We start from the raw sequence: 22300 nt of genomic DNA, 5'->3' as shown, positions 1-22300 counted from the left end.
CATGAGATCACGTTTTAAACCATGGGCAGCCGATTTGATCGACACCCATCCAGAAATCGTTATTCCCGATCCAGAGCAGAAAAAAGGAAAATGGCAGGAAGTTTTCGGTAATGAAAATCCGCTTCACATCGAAGCCGGAACTGGAAAAGGACGCTTCATCATCGGAATGGCTAAAGCCAATCCGCAGATTAATTATATCGGCATCGAGTTGTTCGATAGTGTCATCGTCACGGCTCTTGAGACTATTTTGGAAAATGAGGAAGAAATTTCCAATCTGCGTTTATTGAAAGTGAATGCAAAAGACATCGCTGATTATTTTGAAAAAGGTGAAGTGGATAGACTGTACTTGAACTTTTCTGATCCATGGCCGAAAAAACGGCATGCCAAACGCCGTCTGACCCATGAATCTTTTTTGAAGCTTTACGAAGCGGTGCTTCCTGAACAAGGAGAAATCCATTTTAAAACCGATAACCGGAAACTTTTCGAATATTCGCTTACGAGCATTTCTGAATATGGTATGTTATTAAAAGAGGTCTCATTGGATCTTCATGACAATGAACCCGAGTGGAACATCATGACGGAGTACGAAGAAAAATTCTCGAAAAAAGGCCAGCCGATTTATCGGATGGAAGCGCAGTTTTCAATTAGCTGATCACGACAAGGGGGAAAAGGGAATGCAGAAATTTCAATTTCACGATATGGCTTTAACTTGGCTTGATGGGGGAACGACGTATTTGGATGGCGGCACGATGTTTGGGGTAGTGCCGAAAGTGATTTGGTCAAAGCGGTATCCGGTCAATGAAAAAAACCAGATTGAATTGCCGACACATCCAATCTTAGTCCAATACGAAGGCCACAATATCTTGATCGACAGCGGCCTCGGTGCCGGCAAATTGACTGAACGCCAACTGCGTAATTTAGGGGTTTCCCAAGAGTCGCGTGTGGAAGAGGACTTGGCGGAGCTTGGGCTGACGCCTGAAGATATCGATACAATCCTCATGACTCATCTTCATGGTGACCATGCAGCGGGGTTGACGAAATGGCAGGGAGAAGAGCTGGTTTCGGCATTCCCGAATGCAACCATCCATGTTTCAGCAACAGAATGGAATGAAATGCAGCATCCGAATATCCGCTCGCGCAACACCTATTGGAAAGAAAACTGGGAGCCGATAACCGGTCAAGTGGAGACTTTCGAAGGCGAGAAAACTTTGTTTGATGCCATTACGCTGATCCATACAGGAGGCCATTCGGATGGCCACAGCGTCATCAAGATGCAAAGCGGGGATGAAACGATCCTCCATATGGCGGACATCATGCCGACCCATGCGCATCAAAACCCGCTATGGGTACTGGCGTTTGATGATTATCCGATGGATTCGATTTACGCGAAAGAAAAGCTGATGAAAGAAGCGTTGGAAAATGGCTATTACTTCAGTTTTTACCACGATGCCTATTATCGCATCCTGAAATGGAGCGCAGACGGCAAAGAAATCGTCGAATCGCTTGAGCGCAAAGAAAAAGTGATATGAAAAAAGGAGCCGATTAGGCTCCTTTTTTATTATACTTGTTTGACTTCAATTACTGCGCCTGTGTAGGCATCCGCCAAAAACTCGAATTGCTGAAGTTCGTCTTCTTTATGGCGCGTGATGCCGCCTTTATAGACTTCCGTCGTAAGTGCATGCTGTTTATAAGGCTCGGTTTTCATGAAGATCCATGAACCGTCGATCGGGCCTTCTTCTTTAAACGCAGACTTGACTTCTTTCAAGACGTTGTCCGCCGGATAAAGTTTTTGTGTGCGATCAACCACTTCTTTTACTAAATATGCTGCTGCTACACCTGTAGCAAATCCAATCAATAAATCACGATTTTTCACTAAAAATCCCTCCTCTGCTTACTGAATAAATTGTACCATAAATATTTTGAAGGGCGAAATGATAGCTTAAAAGTCATTAATCTTTCGAAAAACGAATTATATAGCTGGAAATCGTCTGAAAAAAGCTCTAAACTTAATGAAGGTAAGTTATTAGGAGGAATTTTGATATGAATGCTGAAACTCGTGAAATGTTTAAAACCTTAACGGAACTGCCGGGCGCCCCGGGCAATGAACATGCTGTCCGGAAGTTTATGCGCCAGGAACTGGAAAAAGTTTCAGATCGATTGCTCCAAGATAATCTAGGGAGTATTTTTGGTGTCAAAGATGGCCAAGAAGATGGACCACGGATCATGGTGGCTGGACATATGGACGAAGTAGGATTCATGGTGACGCAAATTACAGAAAACGGCATGATTCGCTTCCAGCCTTTAGGTGGTTGGTGGAACCAGGTAATGCTGGCTACCCGTGTAGACATAGTAGCTGGAAATCGGGTGATTCCTGGAGTTATCGGTTCGATTCCTCCGCATTTATTGAGTGATGAATTGCGCAGCAAACCAATGGAAATCAAGAACATGTTAATCGACATCGGCGCAGATGACAAAGACGATGCGTTGGCTCTCGGCGTACGTCCAGGCCAGCAGATCGTCCCGTTCAGCCCCTTCACGCCAATGGCCAATGACAAAAAGATTATGGCAAAAGCCTGGGATAACCGCTATGGTTGCGGATTGGCCATCGAATTACTGAAAGAACTGAAGGACGAAAAACTGCCGAACCAATTATTCTCCGGAGCGACAGTGATGGAAGAAGTCGGTTTGCGGGGAGCGCAGACAGCGGCAGCGATGATCAAGCCGGATTTGTTCTTCGCATTGGACGCCAGCCCGGCGAATGATGCGACAGGCGATAAAAATGAATTTGGCCAGCTTGGCAAAGGGACGTTGTTGCGCATTTTAGACAAGAGCATGGTAACGCATCGCGGCATGCGTGAATTTATCTTGGATACTGCCGAAACGCATAACATCCCATATCAGTATTTTGTTTCACAAGGTGGAACGGATGCAGGTCGTGTGCACACAGCCAACGAAGGGATTCCAAGTTCTGTGATTGGGATCTGCTCACGCTATATCCATACCTCGTCGTCTATCATCCACACGGACGACTATGCTGCGGCGAAAGAACTCTTGACGAAACTTGTCAAAGCGACAGATCGTTCGACGCTTGAAACCATTAAACAAAACGTCTAAAAAAGTGCCTGCGGGCTCTTTTTTTTGGAAAGGAATAGTGAAGATGAAGAAAATTCGTGCAGTTATCGCCTCAAAAAACCCGGCGAAAATAAATGCGGTCTCAAGCATCCTGGCAAATCTTGAGTGGACTGTTGACTTGTCAGCAGTTGAAGCCGCTTCTGGAGTTTCGGAACAGCCTTTTTCCCAAGAGGAAACGCGTCAGGGTGCAAAGAATCGTGCCGCAAACGCATTGGGAGATTTCGATTTCGCCATTGGACTTGAAGGCGGCGTCTATGAAATGGAAGGCATTCTGTATTTATGCAATTGGGGTGCTTTAACCACAAAGGATGGCCGGATGTACACAGCAGCCGGTGCCCAGATTCCTTTGCCGAAAGCGATTGCAGACAAACTGTATTTAGGTGCGGAGCTGGGACCGGTCATGGATGACTATGCCAATGAAATTGGAATCCGCCATCATAAAGGCGCTATCGGAATTTTGACTGACGGTGCAGTCAATCGAGGAGAAATGTTTAGCCATGTGGTCAAGTTGCTGATTGGGCAATACCAGCTGGACAGCGATTAAGTTGCATGTGTCTGTAAACACCTTTAAAATAAGTAGCAGTAACGTAAGGGGGAATGGACGTGCCTCGAAATGGATTGGTTCTTGTCTTGCTGTTGTCCGTCATACTGGCTGGGTGCATGGCGACACCGGAAGAACAGATTACCCAAGGAATAGCCAATGCGCGCGAAGCGTTTCAGGGAGAGCCAGAAAAACCCAATGAAAAGGTGGGCAAAATGGATTTGTACCTGCCTAAAGGCTACGACATAGAAGAACCGTCGGATGACTATAACAGCATGATTACAAAAGGCAATGATTCATTTATTTTATTCATCAACCCGAATGAAAAAGGCGCAAGCACTTTTTTCTACGACTTGCAAAAAGCAGATCCCGAACAGATCTGGATAGCAGATGAGACATTTCGGCAACACGGCCGTTTCGGCTTTGTAACCGTTAAAGAAATAGCCGAAGATCAGCTGGAGTTGGTGGTCAGTTCCGGTGGTGCAAAAATGACGACTATGACGGGCAAAAACGACGTCCCTCAGAAAATGGAGTGGATGATGGAAACTGTCCGTTCAATCAATACCGATGAATAGGAGAATACACAAATGAGAAACTTACAATCGACCGAAGAATTTCATGACCTGACGAAAGGGACGCCAGCTGTTTTTATGTTCACAGCAGGCTGGTGCCCGGATTGCCGCGTGATCGATCCCATTATGCCGGATATCGAAAAGACGTTTCCGGATTATGCCTTTATTTCAGTAGACCGCGATCAATTTATCGATTTGTGTATCGAACAGGATATCTTTGGCATCCCGAGCTTCCTTGCTTATTCAAATGGCCGGGAAACAGGGCGTTTCGTCAGCAAGGACCGTAAAACACAAGCAGAAATCGAAGGGTTTATTTCGAATTTGCCAAAATAATAAAAAGACGGTTCGCCTTGACTGGGCTGAACCGTTTATTTATGAAAGAGAGGTCAAAACAACGATGAAATCAACTGAACTTTTTAATATACTTAGAGAACGGATGCCAAGCCGCCAATTGGAATGGCGCTTTGACCGTGAAAAGGACATTACGCATATCAACCACAAAGAACTCGGAAAAGGCATGAGCATCTCTATGCCACAGGTGATCAATCGGTTTGAAGCAAAAGGGGATGCAGCGATTCAGGAAATCGTTTATACCATCACCGAAACTTTTGATGCTATGGAAAGGGAAGCTAAGGGAGAAATGAAATCGACTGAGCATATTTTCCCGGTTATCCGTTCTACTTCGTTTCCAACTGAATCCAATGAAGGCCATAAGTTCATTACAGCTGAACATACAGCAGAAACACGTATTTATTTCGCTTTGGATGCTGGCACTACCTATCGCTTAATTGACGAAAATGTGTTAAATTCATTAAGTCTGACAGAAGAGCAGATAAAGGAAATCGCGAAGTTTCAGGTAAGGAAATTGAAGACCGCTGTCAAAGAAGATCATGTAGCGGGCAATGTCTTTTATTTCCTGAATGAAAATGATGGTTATGATGCTTCCCGCATTTTAAACGAATCTTTCCTGAAAGAAATGAAGGCGAAAACAACGGGAGATATGACGGTGTCCGTACCTCATCAAGATGTATTGATCATTGGAGATATCCGAAATGAAACGGGATACGACGTGCTCGCACAGATGGCCATGCATTTCTTTACCAATGGCAAAGTGCCGATCACTTCCTTGTCGTTCATTTATGAAAATGAAGAATTAGAGCCGATTTTCATCATGGCCAAAAATAAACCGAATGAGGAGAACGATAAAAAATGAATGCATTCTACAATAAACAGGGAATTGGCGATGTTTTGCTGGTTCAACTGCAAACAGAAACCCCAGAAAAAATTCATCCTGAACAAAATGGCGATGTCACATTGATCAAAGACGAAGCTGGTGAAATTGCCGGATTCAATTTGTTCAATGCTTCAAGCTATGCAGAACTTCCGGAAGGAAAGCAAGTGGAAGTGACTGAAGCACTAGTTACTTCTTTACAGAATGCTCTTTCGAAAAACGAAATCGATTTCACACTGGAAGTGGATTTCTCACCAAAATTTGTTGTCGGTTTTGTGGAATCAAAAGAAAAGCATCCAAATGCCGATAAATTGAATGTCTGCCAGGTTTCTGTCGGCGGCGAGCAATTGCAGATCGTCTGTGGTGCACCGAACGTTGAACAGGGCCAAAAAGTGGTTGTGGCAAAAGTAGGAGCTGTCATGCCTTCAGGTATGGTTATCCGTGATGCAGAACTTCGGGGAGTGGCATCGTCCGGCATGATCTGTTCAGCAAAAGAATTGGCTTTGCCGGATGCACCTCAGGAAAAAGGCATTCTTGTGTTGCCTGAAGATGCAGAAGTCGGTTCAGCTTTCCAAGTAAAGGCGTGACGCGACATGAGCTGGATTAAAAACGTATGGAACCGCATGTTCACAGATGCAGATGATGTTGAGGAAACGGAAGAAGAGGTTATATATGAACCGGCCCCGACTGCCAAAAAAGAAAAAGCGCCTTTTCGTTTCCCGCTTATTCCAGATGAAGAAAAAGAAGATTTTATCCGTGATGTAAAACGGACAGAAATCCGCCCGAAAATGCCTATTTTTGATGAGCGTGAAAGAGAGATTTTGCGAAAAGAATCGGTCGTTCCAACAGAAAAGCCAATTATGGGACCAAAAGAGGCCCCGGTACGCCCTGCACCAAAACGCAAAGCGACCGAACTGCCTGTTAATACTGCGCGCCGTTTCGAACCTAGCCGTTCAGTTTCATCGGTTTACGGCTATAATACGTCACGCCCTGCACCTACACAAAAGATGACAGAAGAAAGAGAAAATAAATATAACCGTGAATTGCATGATGAAGCGATTCAAGCAAGAGCAAGAGCTGGTTGGCATAAGCCAAGACCTGTAGTTGAGCATGAGATTGCACCGATTTTCGAGAACGAGCCGGAGCAGACAACAGCTCGTGAAACAGCAGAACATCCAGAACCTGTAGTGCACGAAACTTCTCAAGCTCCGTCAAACGTAGAGACGGAGGCCGAAACCACTGAAACCTTAATACATAACGACCCGTCAACAACTGAACCAGACGATGCAGTTGAAGTAGAGCAGGAGCTGGAAACACAGCCCGAGCCAGAAACGGAATTGCAGCCTGAACCTGTAACGGAACCAGAAGCTGAGCAAGTACCGGAAACAGTGGCAGAACAAGTACCGGAACCTGCAATAGAACCAGCAGCGACTACAGAACATGTAGCAGAAGCAATGGCAGAGCCGGAAACAGATCAGGTACGGGAACCGAAATCCGTGCCAGCGCCTAAGCGTGAAAAAACAGTGCCTTTTAATGTTTTGATGCTTAAATCGGACAAAGACCTGCTAAAAAATAAAACAAAATTGGCATCTCCTGCTGCACCTGTAGAGGAAACAACAGGGGGATCTGCCGTATCACCGGAAAAAAAAACGGCAGATTTAGCTGAACAGCCTTCCCATGCATTGAACTCCGTATCTGAAGCCGAGTCAAAAGCCTATGAATTTCCTTTACCCGAATATTTAATGGCACCTGAAAACGACCGGAAAGACGAAGAGTGGATGGAAGAGCAAGGCGAGCGCTTGATCGAAGCGTTATCGCATTTTCAGATCAAAGCTGAAATATTAAGTACTGTCCAAGGGCCGGCTGTCACGCAATTTGAGCTGAAGGTAGCCAAAGGAGTGAAAGTCAGCAAAATCCGTAATTTAGCGGATGATTTAAAACTGGCGCTGGCTGCACGGGATATCCGAATCCAGGCTCCGATTCCAGGCAAGAGTTCGATCGGCATCGAAATACCGAACCGAACAAGCCGTGCAGTGCGCATTTCCGAAATAATCGGCAGTGCAGTATTCGAAGAATCGGATTCGCCACTGGAAGCTGCACTAGGATTGGATTTAACAGGGAAGCCGGTGACATTGGATCTGCGCAAAATGCCGCATGGTTTGATTGCCGGAGCAACAGGATCTGGTAAATCCGTCTGCATTAATTCACTATTGGTCAGTTTGCTGTATAAGTCATCGCCAAGAGACTTGAAACTGCTGCTGATTGATCCGAAAATGGTTGAGCTGGCACCGTATAACCACATCCCGCATCTTGTCAGCCCGGTCATTACGGATGTCAAAGCGGCTACGGCCTCACTTAAATGGGCCGTTGAAGAAATGGAACGCCGTTATCAACTCTTCGCACACAGCGGAGTGCGCGACATCAGCCGCTACAATAAAATGGTAAAAGAAAAAGGAGATTATGCACAACATCTTCCTTATATTCTCATCGTTATTGATGAGTTGGCTGATCTAATGATGATGTCTCCTTCGGATGTTGAAGATTCGATTTGCCGGATCGCACAGAAAGCAAGAGCCTGTGGCATTCATTTGGTGATCGCAACGCAACGGCCGTCTGTCGATGTCATTACGGGCCTGATTAAATCCAATATCCCGACACGCATTGCATTTTCGGTTTCTTCACAAGTCGACAGCAGAACTATCCTTGATTCCCAAGGGGCAGAACGCCTTCTCGGAAGAGGGGACATGTTGTATCTAGGAAATGGAATGTCCGCTCCAAGCCGCCTGCAGGGCACATTTGTTACGGATGATGAGATTGAGAAAGTCATTGAACATGTCCGGCTGCAAGGCAAACCTGAATACTTCTTCAAAGAAGAGGAACTGATCAAGCGGAGTGAGTCTCCTGCTGAACAGGATGATTTATTTGAAGAAGCATGCCGTTTTATCATGCTACAGGGCAGTGCTTCTACTTCACTTCTTCAACGAAAGTTCCATATCGGTTATAACCGTGCAGCAAGATTAATGGATTTGATAGAACAACACGGCTTTATTTCCGAACAGAACGGCAGCAAAGCCCGATCGGTTCTGATCACTGAATCTGATATCGAAGAAGTTTTTCATTCATAAAATAGCCGGATTGGCGAAGCGGGCAGGCAATAGCCAATAGGCTGTCTCCTGCTTTGTCAATTGGTGTAATAGTAAGAATACTGGCTCATTTCGTGAGATAGCAAATTTGTGGTATAATACTATATTGTGTTTATGATGCTATCATGGAAAGTCGGACTTCGCTTATTGCGCAGAGGAAGCTGACAGGTCGCAGTAGGAAGATTTAAAGGCAAGTGATCAAAAAAATGATGCAATTCCTATCAATTAAATACTCACTAATCATCATCAGCTATAGACGATGCAATGCATTTCTATAGACTAATTTTCAACTTCCACAGGAGGTTCATTTATGACAGTTTTACATTTTACCGGTATCAAAGGTTCCGGTATGAGTCCGCTTGCACAAATCATGCATGATATGGGCGAAAAAGTTCAAGGCTCTGATATCGAACAGCATTTCTTCACGGAAGACCGCCTTCGTGAAAGAGGCATCACCATTTTGCCGTTTGATGCAAGCAATATAGAAAAAAACATGACAATCATTGCAGGCAATGCCTTTGGGGATGACCATCCTGAACTGGTTAAAGCGCGGGAATTAGGGGCGACCATCATTCGCTATCACCAGTTTTTAGGCGACTTGATGAAGCAATACGTTTCAGTGGCCATTACAGGAGCCCATGGAAAAACTTCGACGACAGGTTTAATGGCTCATGTTTTAGCTGGTTACAAACCTGTATCTTATTTAATTGGTGACGGAACAGGGGTTGGCCAAGAAAACTCTCATTTCTTCGTGGCGGAAGCTTGCGAATATCGTCGGCATTTTCTTGCTTACCACCCTGATTACGCAATCATGACGAATATCGATTATGATCATCCGGATTACTTCACTGGCGTAGATGACGTCTTCAAAGCTTTTGAAGAGATGGCTCAGCAAGTGAAGAAATGCATTATTGCATGTGGGGACGATGAATACTTACAGCGTATTCAAGCACCGGTTCCAGTGGTCTATTACGGATTTGGTGAAGAAAATGATTTCCAGGCTAGAAATGTGGAAAAAACCACTGCCGGAACAACTTTTGATGTAGTCATCCGCAATGAATTTTATCATACGTTCACAATACCAATGTTCGGGGACCATGCTATTTTGAATGCATTGGCAGTTATTTCGCTTTGCCATTATGAAAATATTCCAGCTGATATCATTCAGCAGCAATTTGAAGATTTTGAAGGCGTTAAGCGGCGTTTTACACAAACGGCAATCGGTGATCGGATTTTAATAGATGATTACGCTCATCATCCAACAGAAATTCGTGCGACCTTGCAATCAGCTCGCCAAAAATATCCGGAGCGTGAGCTTATCGCGATATTCCAGCCGCATACATTCACACGGACTCAGACTTTCCTGCAGGAATTTGCGGATTGTCTGCTTGAAGCAGATCATGTATATCTATGTGATATTTTCGGTTCTGCCCGGGAAAAAGCGGGCACATTGAAGATTCAGGATTTGGCTGAAAAGATTGAAGGCAGCCGCCTGCTGCAACTGGATGAAGTTGCGTCGTTAACAGAGCATAGCAATGCTGTCTATTTGTTTATGGGCGCTGGAGATGTCACCAAATTCCAGGAAGCTTTTGAAAATGTATTGAATACAGGAGAAACGGTTTAACTTTCGGGTTAAACTGTTTTTTTTATGCAGGAATACAAGTGTTTTTGTCGAATAATAATAGAGTCCGTGTTTAACCCAAACTTATCAAGGGTAGAAAAGGGATATAACATAAATTCGTTAAAAGGAGGAAACAGGATGGATTGGCAAATCTTGCTTTACATTGCCGCGATCGTCGCCGCTGTTGGATTCTTAATTCTATGCGTAGCGTTGGCAATGACATTAAATTCGCTGAAAAACACTTTAAAAGAAGTTTCAGGCACCGTAGCTGGTCTTGAAAATCAATTGCAGGGGGTAACGTTGGAAACAACCAATCTGCTGCATAAGACAAATGAACTAGCTGAAGACATTCAAGTAAAATCAGAAAAATTGAATGGTGTAGTTGATGCAGTTAAAGGCGTCGGCAACTCTGTTACTGATTTGAACTCTACTGTCCGCCACATCACGTCACGCGTTGGTGTGCAAGTAGAACAGAACGAAGACAAGATCGCACAAGTTGTCCAATGGGGCAATGTCTTTATGGGCATCCGCGACAAATGGAATGAGCGTAAAATTTATGAAGCTCGTGCAAACTCTACTTATGAACCAGTACCAGGCCAAAAGAAATTACCGCATAACGAACAATACTAAAACTGCTTTTACCACTAATACTAATTGGAGGGAATATCAATGAGCAAAAACAAAGATAATTTTACCCAATCTAACAACTATAACGATTCACAGTATAACAAGGATTACTACACTCAAGGCGGTCAATACAACCAGAACAGCGGCCGCAACTATCAGCAAAGTGATTATGTGCCGCAGTCGTACGGCGCTTCTAACCGTTATGACGACTTATATGATTATGAAGAATCAGGCGGAGGCTCGAGTTTCCTAGTCGGTATTTTAGTCGGCGGAATCGTCGGAGCTGCAGCTGCTCTATTCCTAGCTCCAAAATCGGGCAAAGAATTCCAGGCTGATTTAAAAAATCAAGCCACTACATTGAAAGAAAAAGCAGCTCAGCAATCGGATTCTAACGATGATTCTGCTGGTTTTGCTCAACAATTAAAAGAACAATCAACTAAAGTTGTTGATAAAGTGAAAAACATGAAAGGCGGAACGTCACCAATGGACGATGGCACAGCTTCATCTGAAGGCGAAGAGTCTATCAACATCCATTCGACTGTCCAAAACAGTGCAAGCCAGTCAGCGGACAAAAAAGGATCCGATGCGTTCACTTCTACTGCTAACGCTTTAAAAGAAGCAGTTGAAGAAGTGAAAGAAGAAAAAAAATCGGGTTCAAGTTCGTCGTCAATAGCCGGCAACACTGGCAGCAGCACAAACAGCAACACTGCGAATTCAAGCGCAGGTCCAAATACGACCAGCAGCAACAACAACAGCAATAAATCGTCAAATACCAGCAACACGAATAAATCAACAAACTCTAACAGCAACAACAGCAACAACAGCAACAACAAATCATCCAATAATTCATCGAGCAACAACTACAATAAAAAGAATTAATCTGGGAGCGGTTTAGATGGAAAACTTAGTGCATGTAAACAGTCTGGACAGTTTAAAGCAAGCTGTTGGGAATAACCAGCATTACTGGCTTTTTAAACATAGCAGTACATGCCCGGTATCTGCTAAAGCGTGGAATGAGTATAACGAATATTGCTCATTACACCCGCACCAAGTCTTTTTGTATCTAGTGGTGCAAGAAGACCGGGAATTCTCTCAAGCGATTGAAGAGATAACGGGAGTTAAGCATGAGTCGCCACAATTGTTCCATTTTACGAGTCAAAAAGTTGATTGGCACGCTTCCCACAACAATATTAAAAGAGAATCTATGCAAGAATTTATTGCTTAGAAATTAGCCGAAGCCTTGGTGCTTCGGCTTTTTCATGTTCGAAATACTTTAGCGCGTTGAATCGCTAAAATAAATTTCGTGACTTTACCGAATAGTTTGCTTATAATAGTCCTATCATGTTAATATGAGTCACCTGATAAAGGTTATTCGCGAAAGGGGAAGTTATAGAATGAGTAATTTAGATTTAGAACAGCTAAGAGAAAAAGTGGATGCAGTCAACCTGCAAATTCTGTCTCTGATCAACGAGAGAGCTTCCGTAATTCAAGACATCGGAAAATTGAAAGAAAAACAAGGAGTTGACCGCTACGATCCGTTGCGGGAACGCCACATGTTGAACTTGCTGAAAGATAATAATGACGGTCCATTAGAACAGAAGACCGTTGATCATATTTTTAAGGAAATCTTCAAATCTGCCTTAAACATGCAAGAAGAAGATACACGCAAAGCATTACTCGTTTCACGCAAAAAGAAAGCTGAAGATACTGTTATTACAATCAACGGCGAACAAGTCGGTGCTGGTGAGCCTTCTTTCATCTTTGGCCCATGTGCAGTTGAATCCCAAGATCAAGTATCGAAAGTTGCTGAAGCCATCGGAGCTAAAGGATTGAAGATGATTCGCGGTGGAGCTTACAAGCCACGTACATCGCCTTACGATTTCCAGGGTCTTGGTTTAGAAGGATTGAAGATGCTGAAAAATGCAGCCGATCAGTATAACTTGGCTGTCGTATCTGAAATCGTCACACCTTCCCATTTAGAAGCTGCTCTTGACTACGTAGACGTAGTTCAAGTCGGCGCCCGCAATATGCAGAACTTCGAATTGCTGAAAGCTGTCGGGGCGATCAACAAACCGGTTCTACTGAAACGCGGAATGTCAGCGACTATCGAAGAATTCATCAATGCGGCTGAATACATCATCGCTTCAGGAAATGAAAACATCATTTTATGTGAACGCGGTATCCGCACATATGAAAAAGCGACACGCAACACCTTGGATATTTCAGCAGTGCCAATCTTGAAACAAGAAACGCACCTTCCGGTATTTGTTGACGTAACGCATTCAACCGGCCGCCGTGACTTGTTGTTGCCAGCAGCTAAAGCTGCAATCGCAATTGGTGCAGATGGCGTTATGGCTGAAGTTCATCCGGATCCGGCAGTAGCCTTATCAGATGCTCAACAACAAATGGATTTGGGTCAATTCGATGAGTACTACGATGCGTTGATGAAGTTCATGAAACAATATGAAATGAAAGTGTGACACTGAAAAGTCGGATAAACTCCGGCTTTTCTTTTTTTAGTTGATATTGTTGAAGAATTTGTCGTATGATTAGAGAAAGACTGGAAAAGGAGGGCGCACAATGACCGTTACGATATACGATGTGGCACGTGAGGCAAACGTTTCCATGGCTACTGTGTCACGTGTAGTAAATGCCAATCAAAACGTAAAACCTGCCACAAGAAAGAAAGTATTGAAAGTAATAGAAGAATTGGGCTATCGTCCAAATGCCGTTGCTCGTGGACTTGCAAGCAAAAAAACAACGACGGTCGGCGTCATCATACCCGATATTTCCAATAGCATGTATGCTGAATTAGCCCGTGGAATTGAAGATATCGCTACGATGTACCGTTACAACATCATTTTATCCAATTCAGATCAGAACGAAAATAAGGAACTTCAGTTATTGGAAACCATGCTGGGTAAACAAGTTGATGGCATCGTCTTTATGAGCGATGTAATCTCATCTGAACTTCTTTATGAAATGCAACGTTCTCCTACGCCAATCGTTTTGGCAGGTTCGATAGATGAATCGGCAGCAATTGCTTCGGTTAATATCGATTATTATGGTGCTGCTTATGAAGTGGTTAAGAAATTTATCGACAATGGCCATAAAAAAATTGCTTTTGTATCGGGGCCGTTCACTTCAAGAATCAATAAAGCCTATAAATTGAAAGCTTATCGAGAAGCATTGACAGACGCAGGCATTGAGTTTGATGAGAACTTGGTTGTGGAATGCAACAACACCTATGATGAAGGCATCGAAGCAGCAAAAACGTTGGCTGCTTTTGAGCCTACTGCTTATTTTGTCAGCAATGACGAAATGTCGATCGGTGTTCTCCACGGATTGGGAGAGCTAGGGAAAAAAATACCGGAAGATGCAGAAGTTATCAGCTATGAAAATTCAAAGCTGGCGCGCATGGCTCGTCCGACACTGACATCTGTCGCTTTCCCGCTCTATGATATTGGAGCAGTTTCAATGCGTTTGCTGACGAAGTACATGAACGATGAGGAAATTGAAGAAAAGCAGGTCATTCTTCCATACCGCATCGAAGAAAGACAATCGACGAAGCAAGAATAGCCGCTATAGATGCAATAAGAGTGATCAAGTAGAATTTAGAAAAGCCTGTCCGGATTGCAAATCCAGACAGGCTTTCTTATCACATCAACAAAAAAGAGTCGACGGAATTTCTCCGGCGGCTCTTTTTTTTGCTATGCTTACCCTTATTTATTGCGGATCATATACAGTGCTTTATTCAACATTTGCTGATTCTTGTCAGTGATTTCGGCTTTCCGTGGAATGGCTTTATACATATTCGGAGGATCTTCCCAAGTGTCGATCAATTTCACAGGGGATTCCGGCTGCCATTTCTCCATCCAAGAAACCGGCAACTTGCCTGTTGGAATGGAAAAATTGTTCATTTCCATCCAAATTAACGACCAAGCTCTCGGAACTACGCGCCAAATATCATATCCACCGCCGCCAACAGCTATCCAGCGGCCATCACAGTACTCATGAGCGAGTTCATGAGCAATCTTGGGTATTTCCTTGTAAATATTCATAGTACCGTATAAATGCGTCAGAGGGTCCAAATAATGGGCGTCTGCTCCATTCTGTGTCAAAATGACATCTGGCTTAAAGAATTCAATGATTTCTTTCATGGACGTACGGTAAATTTCGAGAAAAGATTCATCTTCGGTGAATGCATCGATCGGAAAATTGAAAGAAGTTCCATATCCTTGGCCACTGCCGCGTTCATTGATGTTTCCGGTTCCTGGAAAGAGGTAGCGGCCAGTTTCATGGATGGAAACCGTACAAACATCGGGATCGTCATAAAAACTCCATTGAACGCCATCGCCGTGATGGGCATCGGTATCAATATACATGACGCGCGCATTGTACTTGCTTTTCAAGTAGTTGATGGCAACTGAGCTGTCGTTATAGATGCAAAACCCGGAAGCTTTGCCTCTGAAGCCATGGTGAAGCCCGCCGCCTAAGTTCAACGCATGCTGCGCTTTTCCTTCCATGACGTAATCGACAGCCGTTAAGGTTCCACCGACCAGACGGGCACTGGCTTCATGCATGTTTTCGAATATCGGTGTATCTTCCGTGCCGATGCCGTAGCTTTCGCCGGCTTCTGTCGTGATTTCTCCACGGCTTGCTTTCTTGACGATGTCGATATACCGCTCATCGTGGGCAAGCAGCAGTTCTTCGTCAGTGGCGATGCGTGCAGGGACAACCAATTCATCTGGAAGCGCATTCATTTTTTTTAATAAATCAATCGTCAATACAAGTCTTTTCTGGTTGAATGGATGTGTTTCAGAAAATTTATACCCCAATTGATCTTCTGAAAAGATGAATACAGCATGTTTCATTCGTTCACTTGCGGTATGCTTGGCCATAGGACATCGAATCCTTCTTTTTTTAGGTCGCTGATAATGGCAAGTGGATTCATCGTCTGGACGCGGAAAACAAGAATTTTATTGCTGTTGTTTTCTCTGTCGGGGTAAACGAGTACACTCAGCACATTAACGTTCTGCTCATGGAAAACTTTGGACACCTCATACAGGATTCCAGAACGGTTTTCCACACGGACTTCAATTTGGGAGCCGGGCTGATGGGCACCTGTCAGCTCGATGAAGGTATACAAAAGATCCGTCTCAGTCAGGAAACCGACAAGCTCATCGTTGCTGACGACCGGAATGCAGCCGATTTTATATTCATAGAAAATCATCGCCACTTCTTCGACAAAGTCGAGCGGGTGGGTAGTGACGGGATTGGGCGTCATGATTTCTGCCACTTTCTTTTTATAGGGTTCACCTTTAGGAGCTACGGTGAATCTGGATGGGACAGCATCTTTAAGATCCCGATCGGTTACGATCCCGACCACTTTTCCGTCATCGACAATCGGTGCATGCCGAATGCGTTTTTCCTTAAATAAGTCCATGACGTCCTGGACCGTTTGATCAGAACTCAATGTAAAAACATCGGTTTTCATAATTTCTTCCACTAGCATATGAACACCCCTTCAGTAATAAATCAGTACATATAACGATTCATAAACCGCAGCTGATCGAATTTTTGGATCGATTCATTGTCGACACGGCTGCCGATTTTTGCCATCAAGCAATTGGCCGGATGTGAGCTGATTTCAGGATCATCCGTGGCATAATATTCCAACCCGCCGGCTTGCATCATTTTCTCCATGATTTTGCGGTATTCCCAGACATTTAAGCCGGTTCCTTTCAAATCCCAATGCCAGTAATACTCAGTGGTAATGACAATGAAATCTTCAAAAGCGTCATCCATCATCGAGATTTTCAATAATGATTTTCCGACGCCGCTGCCCCGGTATTTGGGGATGACTTCAATTGCACCGAGCTCGATCAGGTTGTCCATTTTTCCTTCGGACCATCGTTCCAAAGGATCAGGATAAAGGAATGTGACATAACCGACAATGGTATTGTTTTCGCGGGCAATAAGAATTCGGCCTTCCGGCAAGTCAGCAATTTCTACAATGGCCTTATGCTGTTGGGCAGGTGGCCTGAAAGCGACCAGGTCTTCATGAAACTCGAGTTCATTTAATTCTTTTCCAGGAAGAGGGCCTTCGATGGTCAAAAGACCATGTTTGGTTTCCAGCTCCGTGGAGTTATACGTTTTTTTATGTTCCATCTTTTCACCGCCTGTAGGATACAATTAGCTACATTATACATGAACTGATGGAAGATATGGAAAAAAGCTGGCGAAATAAGCTATATTTTCTAAAAAGTTAAAATAATTAGCATTCAATTGTGACAATGTTGTAGAATATAAGGTAATCAATCTGAAAGGGTGATCAGGATGAAAGTGGAAGCGTTACCAGCAAGAGCAGGGGTGCATCAATTACATAACTATGAAGAGATAGCTGAGAATTTCGATTGGACTGAAGTCGAGAAGGAATTCAGTTGGTATGAAAGCGGAAAAGTAAATATGGCTCATGAAGCGATTGATCGCCATGCCGATTCCGACCGAAAAAACAAAGTGGCTCTGTACTACAAGGATCAGAATAGAAATGAGTCGTATACATTCTATCAGATGAAGCGCATGACAAACCGTGCGGCCAATTTATTGAAGGAAAATTCAACATTGGAAAAAGGGGATCGGATCTTTATTTTCATGCCACGTTCTCCAGAATTGTATTTTCTGATGTTTGGCGCGTTGAAAATGGGTCTGATTGTCGGACCGTTATTTGAAGCATTTATGGAAGGTGCGATTTATGACCGGTTGGATGACAGTGATGCCAAATCGATCATTACGACACCGGAGCTGTTGAGCCGTGTACCGTATGACCGTTTGCCGAAATTGGAGACGGTTTTCCTGGTGGGAGAAGACGTCGCTGAACACGAGGGGCACATCGATGTACTGAAGCACTTGCCAACCAGTTCCGATAAATTTGAAATTGAGTGGCTGGACAAAGAAGATGGTTTGGTTCTTCATTATACATCGGGTTCCACAGGCAAGCCGAAAGGTGTTTTGCATGCCCAGTATGCAATGGTGCAGCAATACCAGACCGGCAAATGGGTCTTGGATTTCACTGAAACCGATATCTATTGGTGTACAGCGGATCCAGGCTGGGTGACAGGAACGGCATATGGGGTGTTTTCACCTTGGCTCAACGGTGTTACGACAGTCATTTTAGGGGGACGTTTCTCGCCGGATGGCTGGTACAAAGCGATTGAGGATTTTGGCGTAACCATCTGGTATAGCGCGCCGACTGCCTTCCGTATGCTGATGGGAGCGGGGGACGCTTTAGTGAAAGAGTATGATTTATCGACACTGCGCCATGTATTATCGGTGGGCGAACCATTAAACCCTGAAGTAGTGAGATGGGGAGCTCAAGTATTCGATAAACGTATCCACGATACATGGTGGATGACGGAAACGGGTGCGCAGACCATCTGTAACTATCCATCTATGGCTATCAAGCCGGGGTCGATGGGCAAACCGGTGCCAGGCCTCAAAGTTGCGATTGTAGATGACCAGGGGAATGAAGTGCCGCCGAATCAAATGGGCAACCTGGCCATTGAAAAAGGCTGGCCGGCTATGATGCGCCAAATTTGGAACAACCCAGCGAAATACGAATCCTATTTCCTGAAAGACAAATGGTATGTTTCAGGAGATTCGGCTTATATGGACGAAGAAGGCTATTTCTGGTTCCAGGGACGAGTGGATGATGTCATCATGACTTCAGGTGAACGCGTCGGCCCGTTTGAAGTGGAAAGCAAACTGTTGGAACATCCAGCAATTGCCGAAGCCGGTGTAATCGGCAAACCAGATCCGGTACGTGGTGAAATTATCAAGGCGTTTGTCGCTCTGGTTGACGGTTATGAACCATCGGAAGAATTAATAGAGGATATCCGCCAATTCGTCAAAAAAGGCTTGGCTGCGCATGCAGCGCCACGTGAAATCGAGTTTAAGGATAAACTTCCAAAAACGCGAAGCGGTAAGATTATGCGCCGTGTCTTGAAAGCTTGGGAGCTGGATTTGCCGACAGGCGATTTATCTACAATGGAAGATTAATGCACAGAAAAAGAAGCCGTTCACGTGAACGGCTTCTTTTTTAAGAAATAAAACCCCGATTCGCTACTCAGGCGAATCGGGGTTTATTTTTGTTAAGCCGCGTCGTCTTCAGCAGGCTCTTCGGGTTCTTCCGGTTCGTCTGGAGCAGGCTCTTCTTCAACAGGCTCTTCAGGTTCTTCTTCCGGAGGAGCTTCTTCCTCTTCTTCAGCAGGAGGTGTTTCAACTTCCTCTTCAGCAGGTGCTTCTTCTTCCGCTTCCGGTTCTTTTTCTTCCGGCGGCGGTGTTGGTTTCGGTTCTGGCTTCGGTTCAGGTTTCGGCTTCGGCTTCGGTGCCGCTATGCTGACACTGCTTGAAGCTGCCGATTGCTTGCCTGTAATATCTACGGCCACTACTGTATAACTTCCGGCTCCTGAAGCAGAATAGGAATTTCCTTTCGCTTCAGAAATTGAGGCCACACGGGAACCGCCTTTGTAGACACGATATCCTACCACGTCATTGGAAGGAGAATCGGTCCAAGTAATCGTATTGCCATTGATGGCCGCTTTGACGCCTGCAGGAGCTGCGCCGTCAGCTTTGAATGCAGCGCCTGAAACAACAGAAGAAAACTTCGAATTGCCAGGGAACAGCTTGCTGGCGTCTCCGCCGAACGGTGCCATCATGCGGTCGATGTATTTCTGCGACACGCCGATGCCTCCGCCAGAAACAAATTCACTTGGCGTGCTTGATAAGGCAGCATAGCGTTTTCCATTGATCGAAGTAAATGAACCACTGGTTAAGCTATCGTCTTTTTCTGTTGGAACCATTGCTTTGGCATTGAATAAATCAGAACGGACAAGTCCCGCTTCTTGGCAGGCGCCGCCTGGAGCAAGTCCGGAGATTCCGCAGAATGACTTCGTCACGACGCCTTCGGGCTGTTTGAACTTCTCGGCTGTACCGACCAGTTCTGGCTTGACATCATAACTGGCATTCATCAAACGCGCCCACAATTGATTGACACGCAGAGAAGCCGGCAAATCGCGGTTTTCAAACTGTGACAAAGTGAATTTTTCAGAATCATAGCCGAGCCAGACGCCCATGGTTATATTCGGGTTATAGCCGACCAACCACACGTCTTTTGTGCTCTGGGTTGTTCCTGTTTTACCAGCGAAATCGGCATTGAATTTCAATAAACCATTTGCCCGTTTCGCTGTTCCGCGATCGGTCTTGAAGACATCGCGCAACATATCCGTCAACACGTAAGCAGTTGGAGGCGTGAATACTTCTGCCGGCTCCACTTTATGTTCGTAGATGACATTGCCTTCAGCGTCTTCGATTTTGTCGATCATCGTCGTTTGAACATATTGGCCATTGTTTCCGACCATTGCATATCCATTGGTGATTTCTTCTACAGATGCTTCAATTCCTCCGCCAAGGGCAGAAGAGTAGTTATCGTTTTCCGCTTTTTCAACACGCGTAAATCCAGCGTTCATCATGTACTGGATCGGCATTTGCTGTTGAATTTGAGCAAATAAACGAAGAGTGGGTAAGTTTTGGGATTGCGCCAATGCATCGCGTGCCGGCATAATCCCCTGTTCACTTGTAGCAATAAAGTTTGCAGGTCTCCACATTGTACTGCCGTCCATATGTTCGAATTTCACATCGACCAACGGTGAGCCGGCACCAATCTGTCCCAATTCGATAGCAGGACCGTAAACTAATAATGGCTTTACAGTAGAGCCCATAGAGCGATAAGCAGAAGTGGCATGGTTCAGGTTTTCGATATCATGATCACGTCCACCGACGAAACTAAGGATACGTCCAGTGGCATTTTCAATCATGATGCTGCCGACTTGAACTGGGAATTGTTTATCAACAACTTCTCCTTCATCGTTTGTTCCTTTACCTCCGACGGTTGTGCCGTATGATGGATAGGACTTTTGAGCTTCTTCCTGTGCCAGATAAAGATCTTTGTCAATGGTCGAATGAATCCGGTAGCCGTTTGAACGGACTGCCCGGTCTGCAAGAATTGCATACTCTTCGTAAAGCTTATCGTTTTCTGTAAGTGTGGCAGGATCAATGCCGTCTTTTTCAGCTAAAACATCCATAAGAATGCGGGAAGCCCGTTTTTCAATTTCCACTGTAACGAAGGGGAACTCGGAATAAGATCGCGATTCGTTCTGGCGGAAATCGGATACGATATCGTAAGCGATGGCTTCATCGTATTCCTGCTGGGTAATGTATTCAGTCTCTTTCATTCTGTAAAGCACCGTTTTCATCCGGTCAAGACCAGGCTGCAATCCAGCTTCATCTTTTAGTTTTCCACCTTCAAAGTAAGGTGTATAGCTATATGGAGCTTTTGGAATGCCGGCAATGAATGCCGCTTGTGGAAGGTTCAGATCACTCGCCGGCACATTGAATATCCCTTTTGCTGCCGTTTCAATACCGGCAATATGGGCACCAGAAGAAATTCTGCCATAAGGAATGATATTCAAGTATGCTTCCATAATCTCGTTTTTCGTCATGAATTTTTCCAGGCGCATAGCCAAAAGGATTTCTTTCGCTTTTCGCTCATAGGAAACTTCATTGGTCAAAATCTGATTTTTGATCAACTGCTGTGTCAGCGTTGAACCGCCTGTCTGGCTGTCTGAATTTGATACATCCTGGAACAGGCCTCGGAGAATCGCTTTTGGCACGATTCCTTCATGCTCGAGAAAGTATTCATCTTCAGTAGCGAGAACGGCATCTTTGGCGTAGGTTGACACTTTATCCAGAGTCGTGACTTCACGCTCCAAATCTGTCTGTAGCTTTCCAAGGTATACATCATTGTCGAAATACAGTTCTGATGTTTCTTCGAAACTGTAGATTTCGCCCTTCATTTCATCCGGGGTCCGCAGTTTCTCTTCATCCACCAGCGAAGCAAAATAGCCGGCTCCAACAGACGCTGCGAAGACTCCGCCGGTAACCAGGACAATCGCCAGAATCAATGCCAGATTCCATATGACTCCTGACGTAATGCTCAGTCGCTTAAACCATTTGGTTGAAGCCCATCTATCGGTTGTTTCCTCGGCTTTATTCGTCCAATATTTTATTTTATCACGCACATTATCGCCCTCCTAAAATCCATTATATTATATCATATTCTCATAATTGCACCTAAACTTATTGACAATGCCATATAATAAAGTAAACTACTAGTATATTTGATATTTTAAACGTTGAAGGGTCCGAAGTAGAGCATGTGATTTTGTTTAGAGAGCCGGTGGGTGGTGCAAACCGGTCAAAACATATGATTCGAATTACAGGCCTGGAGTTTACGGAAGTGCCCCGTTCGGCACATGATGAGAGGGAGAATCTTTTCTCCAAGCTGGGTGGTACCGCGCAATTGCGTCCCTGCAT

The 22300-nt window shown here is 44.6% G+C and carries 21 protein-coding genes and 1 other annotated feature; of the genes, 16 read left to right on the top strand and 5 right to left on the bottom strand.

Translation table 11 applies throughout. The annotated features are described in order from the left end of the window. Position 1: 1 nt before the first annotated feature. Positions 2 to 652: a tRNA (guanosine(46)-N7)-methyltransferase TrmB gene (trmB, locus tag IRE19_RS16355; RefSeq protein WP_203341219.1), complete on the top strand. Its 651-nt coding sequence runs from the start codon at positions 2 to 4 to the stop codon at positions 650 to 652. Between the two features lie 22 nt (positions 653 to 674). Then, entirely contained in the window at positions 675 to 1529 is an 855-nt protein-coding gene (locus IRE19_RS16350) for a YtnP family quorum-quenching lactonase (RefSeq protein WP_203341218.1), read from the top strand. A gap of 29 nt (positions 1530 to 1558) precedes the next feature. On the opposite strand, the gene IRE19_RS16345 is transcribed toward IRE19_RS16350, so the two are convergent. Further along, positions 1559 to 1873: a PepSY domain-containing protein gene (locus IRE19_RS16345; RefSeq protein WP_191716690.1), complete on the bottom strand. Its 315-nt coding sequence runs from the start codon at positions 1871 to 1873 to the stop codon at positions 1559 to 1561. Positions 1874 to 2040: 167 nt separating this feature from the next. Here IRE19_RS16345 and IRE19_RS16340 point away from each other — a divergent pair, with 167 nt between their 5' ends. The 13 genes from IRE19_RS16340 (at position 2041) to ccpA (ending at position 14446) form a co-directional block, all read left to right on the top strand. Next, positions 2041 to 3114, top strand: a complete 1074-nt coding sequence (locus tag IRE19_RS16340) for a M42 family metallopeptidase (protein ID WP_191716691.1) — start codon at positions 2041 to 2043, stop codon at positions 3112 to 3114. 43 nt (positions 3115 to 3157) lie between these two features. Beyond that, on the top strand, positions 3158 to 3676 hold the full coding sequence (locus tag IRE19_RS16335; RefSeq protein WP_203341217.1) for a DUF84 family protein: 519 nt from the start codon (positions 3158 to 3160) through the stop codon (positions 3674 to 3676). 59 nt (positions 3677 to 3735) lie between these two features. After that, positions 3736 to 4248 carry a hypothetical protein gene (locus IRE19_RS16330; protein ID WP_203341216.1) on the top strand — a complete coding sequence of 171 codons (513 nt, stop codon included), beginning with the start codon at positions 3736 to 3738 and terminating at the stop codon, positions 4246 to 4248. Positions 4249 to 4260: 12 nt separating this feature from the next. Continuing rightward, positions 4261 to 4578 carry a thioredoxin family protein gene (locus tag IRE19_RS16325; RefSeq protein WP_203341215.1) on the top strand — a complete coding sequence of 106 codons (318 nt, stop codon included), beginning with the start codon at positions 4261 to 4263 and terminating at the stop codon, positions 4576 to 4578. A 64-nt stretch (positions 4579 to 4642) separates the two neighbouring features. After that, positions 4643 to 5458 (top strand): DUF1444 family protein, encoded by an 816-nt coding sequence (locus IRE19_RS16320; RefSeq protein ID WP_203341214.1) that lies wholly within the window; start codon positions 4643 to 4645, stop codon positions 5456 to 5458. Next, positions 5455 to 6063, top strand: coding sequence for a YtpR family tRNA-binding protein (gene ytpR / locus IRE19_RS16315; RefSeq protein ID WP_203341213.1), 609 nt, complete (start codon positions 5455 to 5457; stop codon positions 6061 to 6063). The genes IRE19_RS16320 and ytpR overlap by 4 nt, the downstream gene beginning before the upstream one ends. 6 nt (positions 6064 to 6069) lie before the next feature. Then, positions 6070 to 8601: a DNA translocase FtsK gene (locus IRE19_RS16310; protein ID WP_203341212.1), complete on the top strand. Its 2532-nt coding sequence runs from the start codon at positions 6070 to 6072 to the stop codon at positions 8599 to 8601. A 328-nt stretch (positions 8602 to 8929) separates the two neighbouring features. Then, positions 8930 to 10243, top strand: coding sequence for a UDP-N-acetylmuramate--L-alanine ligase (gene murC, locus IRE19_RS16305; RefSeq protein WP_191716698.1), 1314 nt, complete (start codon positions 8930 to 8932; stop codon positions 10241 to 10243). Positions 10244 to 10378: 135 nt separating this feature from the next. Further along, positions 10379 to 10870 carry a DUF948 domain-containing protein gene (locus tag IRE19_RS16300; RefSeq protein WP_191716699.1) on the top strand — a complete coding sequence of 164 codons (492 nt, stop codon included), beginning with the start codon at positions 10379 to 10381 and terminating at the stop codon, positions 10868 to 10870. A gap of 39 nt (positions 10871 to 10909) precedes the next feature. Beyond that, positions 10910 to 11746: a YtxH domain-containing protein gene (locus tag IRE19_RS16295; protein ID WP_203341211.1), complete on the top strand. Its 837-nt coding sequence runs from the start codon at positions 10910 to 10912 to the stop codon at positions 11744 to 11746. A 16-nt stretch (positions 11747 to 11762) separates the two neighbouring features. Next, positions 11763 to 12092 (top strand): bacillithiol system redox-active protein YtxJ, encoded by a 330-nt coding sequence (gene ytxJ / locus IRE19_RS16290; RefSeq protein WP_203341210.1) that lies wholly within the window; start codon positions 11763 to 11765, stop codon positions 12090 to 12092. Positions 12093 to 12261: 169 nt separating this feature from the next. Beyond that, entirely contained in the window at positions 12262 to 13347 is a 1086-nt protein-coding gene (locus IRE19_RS16285; protein WP_203341209.1) for a bifunctional 3-deoxy-7-phosphoheptulonate synthase/chorismate mutase, read from the top strand. Positions 13348 to 13447: 100 nt separating this feature from the next. Next, positions 13448 to 14446, top strand: coding sequence for a catabolite control protein A (gene ccpA, locus IRE19_RS16280; RefSeq protein ID WP_203341208.1), 999 nt, complete (start codon positions 13448 to 13450; stop codon positions 14444 to 14446). A 143-nt stretch (positions 14447 to 14589) separates the two neighbouring features. Here ccpA and IRE19_RS16275 read toward each other — a convergent pair whose 3' ends face one another. Genes IRE19_RS16275 through IRE19_RS16265 form a run of 3 tightly spaced genes read right to left on the bottom strand, consistent with a single transcriptional unit; the run spans position 14590 to position 17038 of the window. After that, positions 14590 to 15741 (bottom strand): acetoin utilization protein AcuC, encoded by a 1152-nt coding sequence (locus IRE19_RS16275; RefSeq protein WP_203341252.1) that lies wholly within the window; start codon positions 15739 to 15741, stop codon positions 14590 to 14592. Continuing rightward, on the bottom strand, positions 15738 to 16382 hold the full coding sequence (locus IRE19_RS16270; RefSeq protein WP_203341207.1) for an acetoin utilization AcuB family protein: 645 nt from the start codon (positions 16380 to 16382) through the stop codon (positions 15738 to 15740). Before IRE19_RS16270 ends, IRE19_RS16275 begins: the two co-directional genes overlap by 4 nt. Before the next feature lie 23 nt (positions 16383 to 16405). After that, the gene (locus IRE19_RS16265; RefSeq protein ID WP_191716705.1) at positions 16406 to 17038 is read right to left on the bottom strand and encodes a GNAT family N-acetyltransferase; all 633 of its coding nucleotides are present in this window, start codon (positions 17036 to 17038) and stop codon (positions 16406 to 16408) included. A 168-nt stretch (positions 17039 to 17206) separates the two neighbouring features. Between IRE19_RS16265 and acsA the strand changes: the two genes are divergently transcribed. Further along, positions 17207 to 18925 (top strand): acetate--CoA ligase, encoded by a 1719-nt coding sequence (acsA, locus tag IRE19_RS16260; RefSeq protein ID WP_203341206.1) that lies wholly within the window; start codon positions 17207 to 17209, stop codon positions 18923 to 18925. A 92-nt stretch (positions 18926 to 19017) separates the two neighbouring features. Here acsA and IRE19_RS16255 read toward each other — a convergent pair whose 3' ends face one another. Then, positions 19018 to 22005 carry a transglycosylase domain-containing protein gene (locus tag IRE19_RS16255; RefSeq protein WP_203341205.1) on the bottom strand — a complete coding sequence of 996 codons (2988 nt, stop codon included), beginning with the start codon at positions 22003 to 22005 and terminating at the stop codon, positions 19018 to 19020. Positions 22006 to 22110: 105 nt separating this feature from the next. Beyond that, positions 22111 to 22299: a binding site (T-box leader), on the top strand. Position 22300: the final 1 nt, after the last annotated feature.

Source organism: Planococcus beijingensis (genome assembly GCF_016820615.1).
Taxonomy (GTDB): Bacteria; Bacillota; Bacilli; order Bacillales_A; family Planococcaceae; genus Planococcus; species Planococcus notacanthi.
The sequence above is the reverse complement of the archived record's forward strand: the minus strand, read 5'-3'. Positions and strand labels throughout refer to the sequence as shown.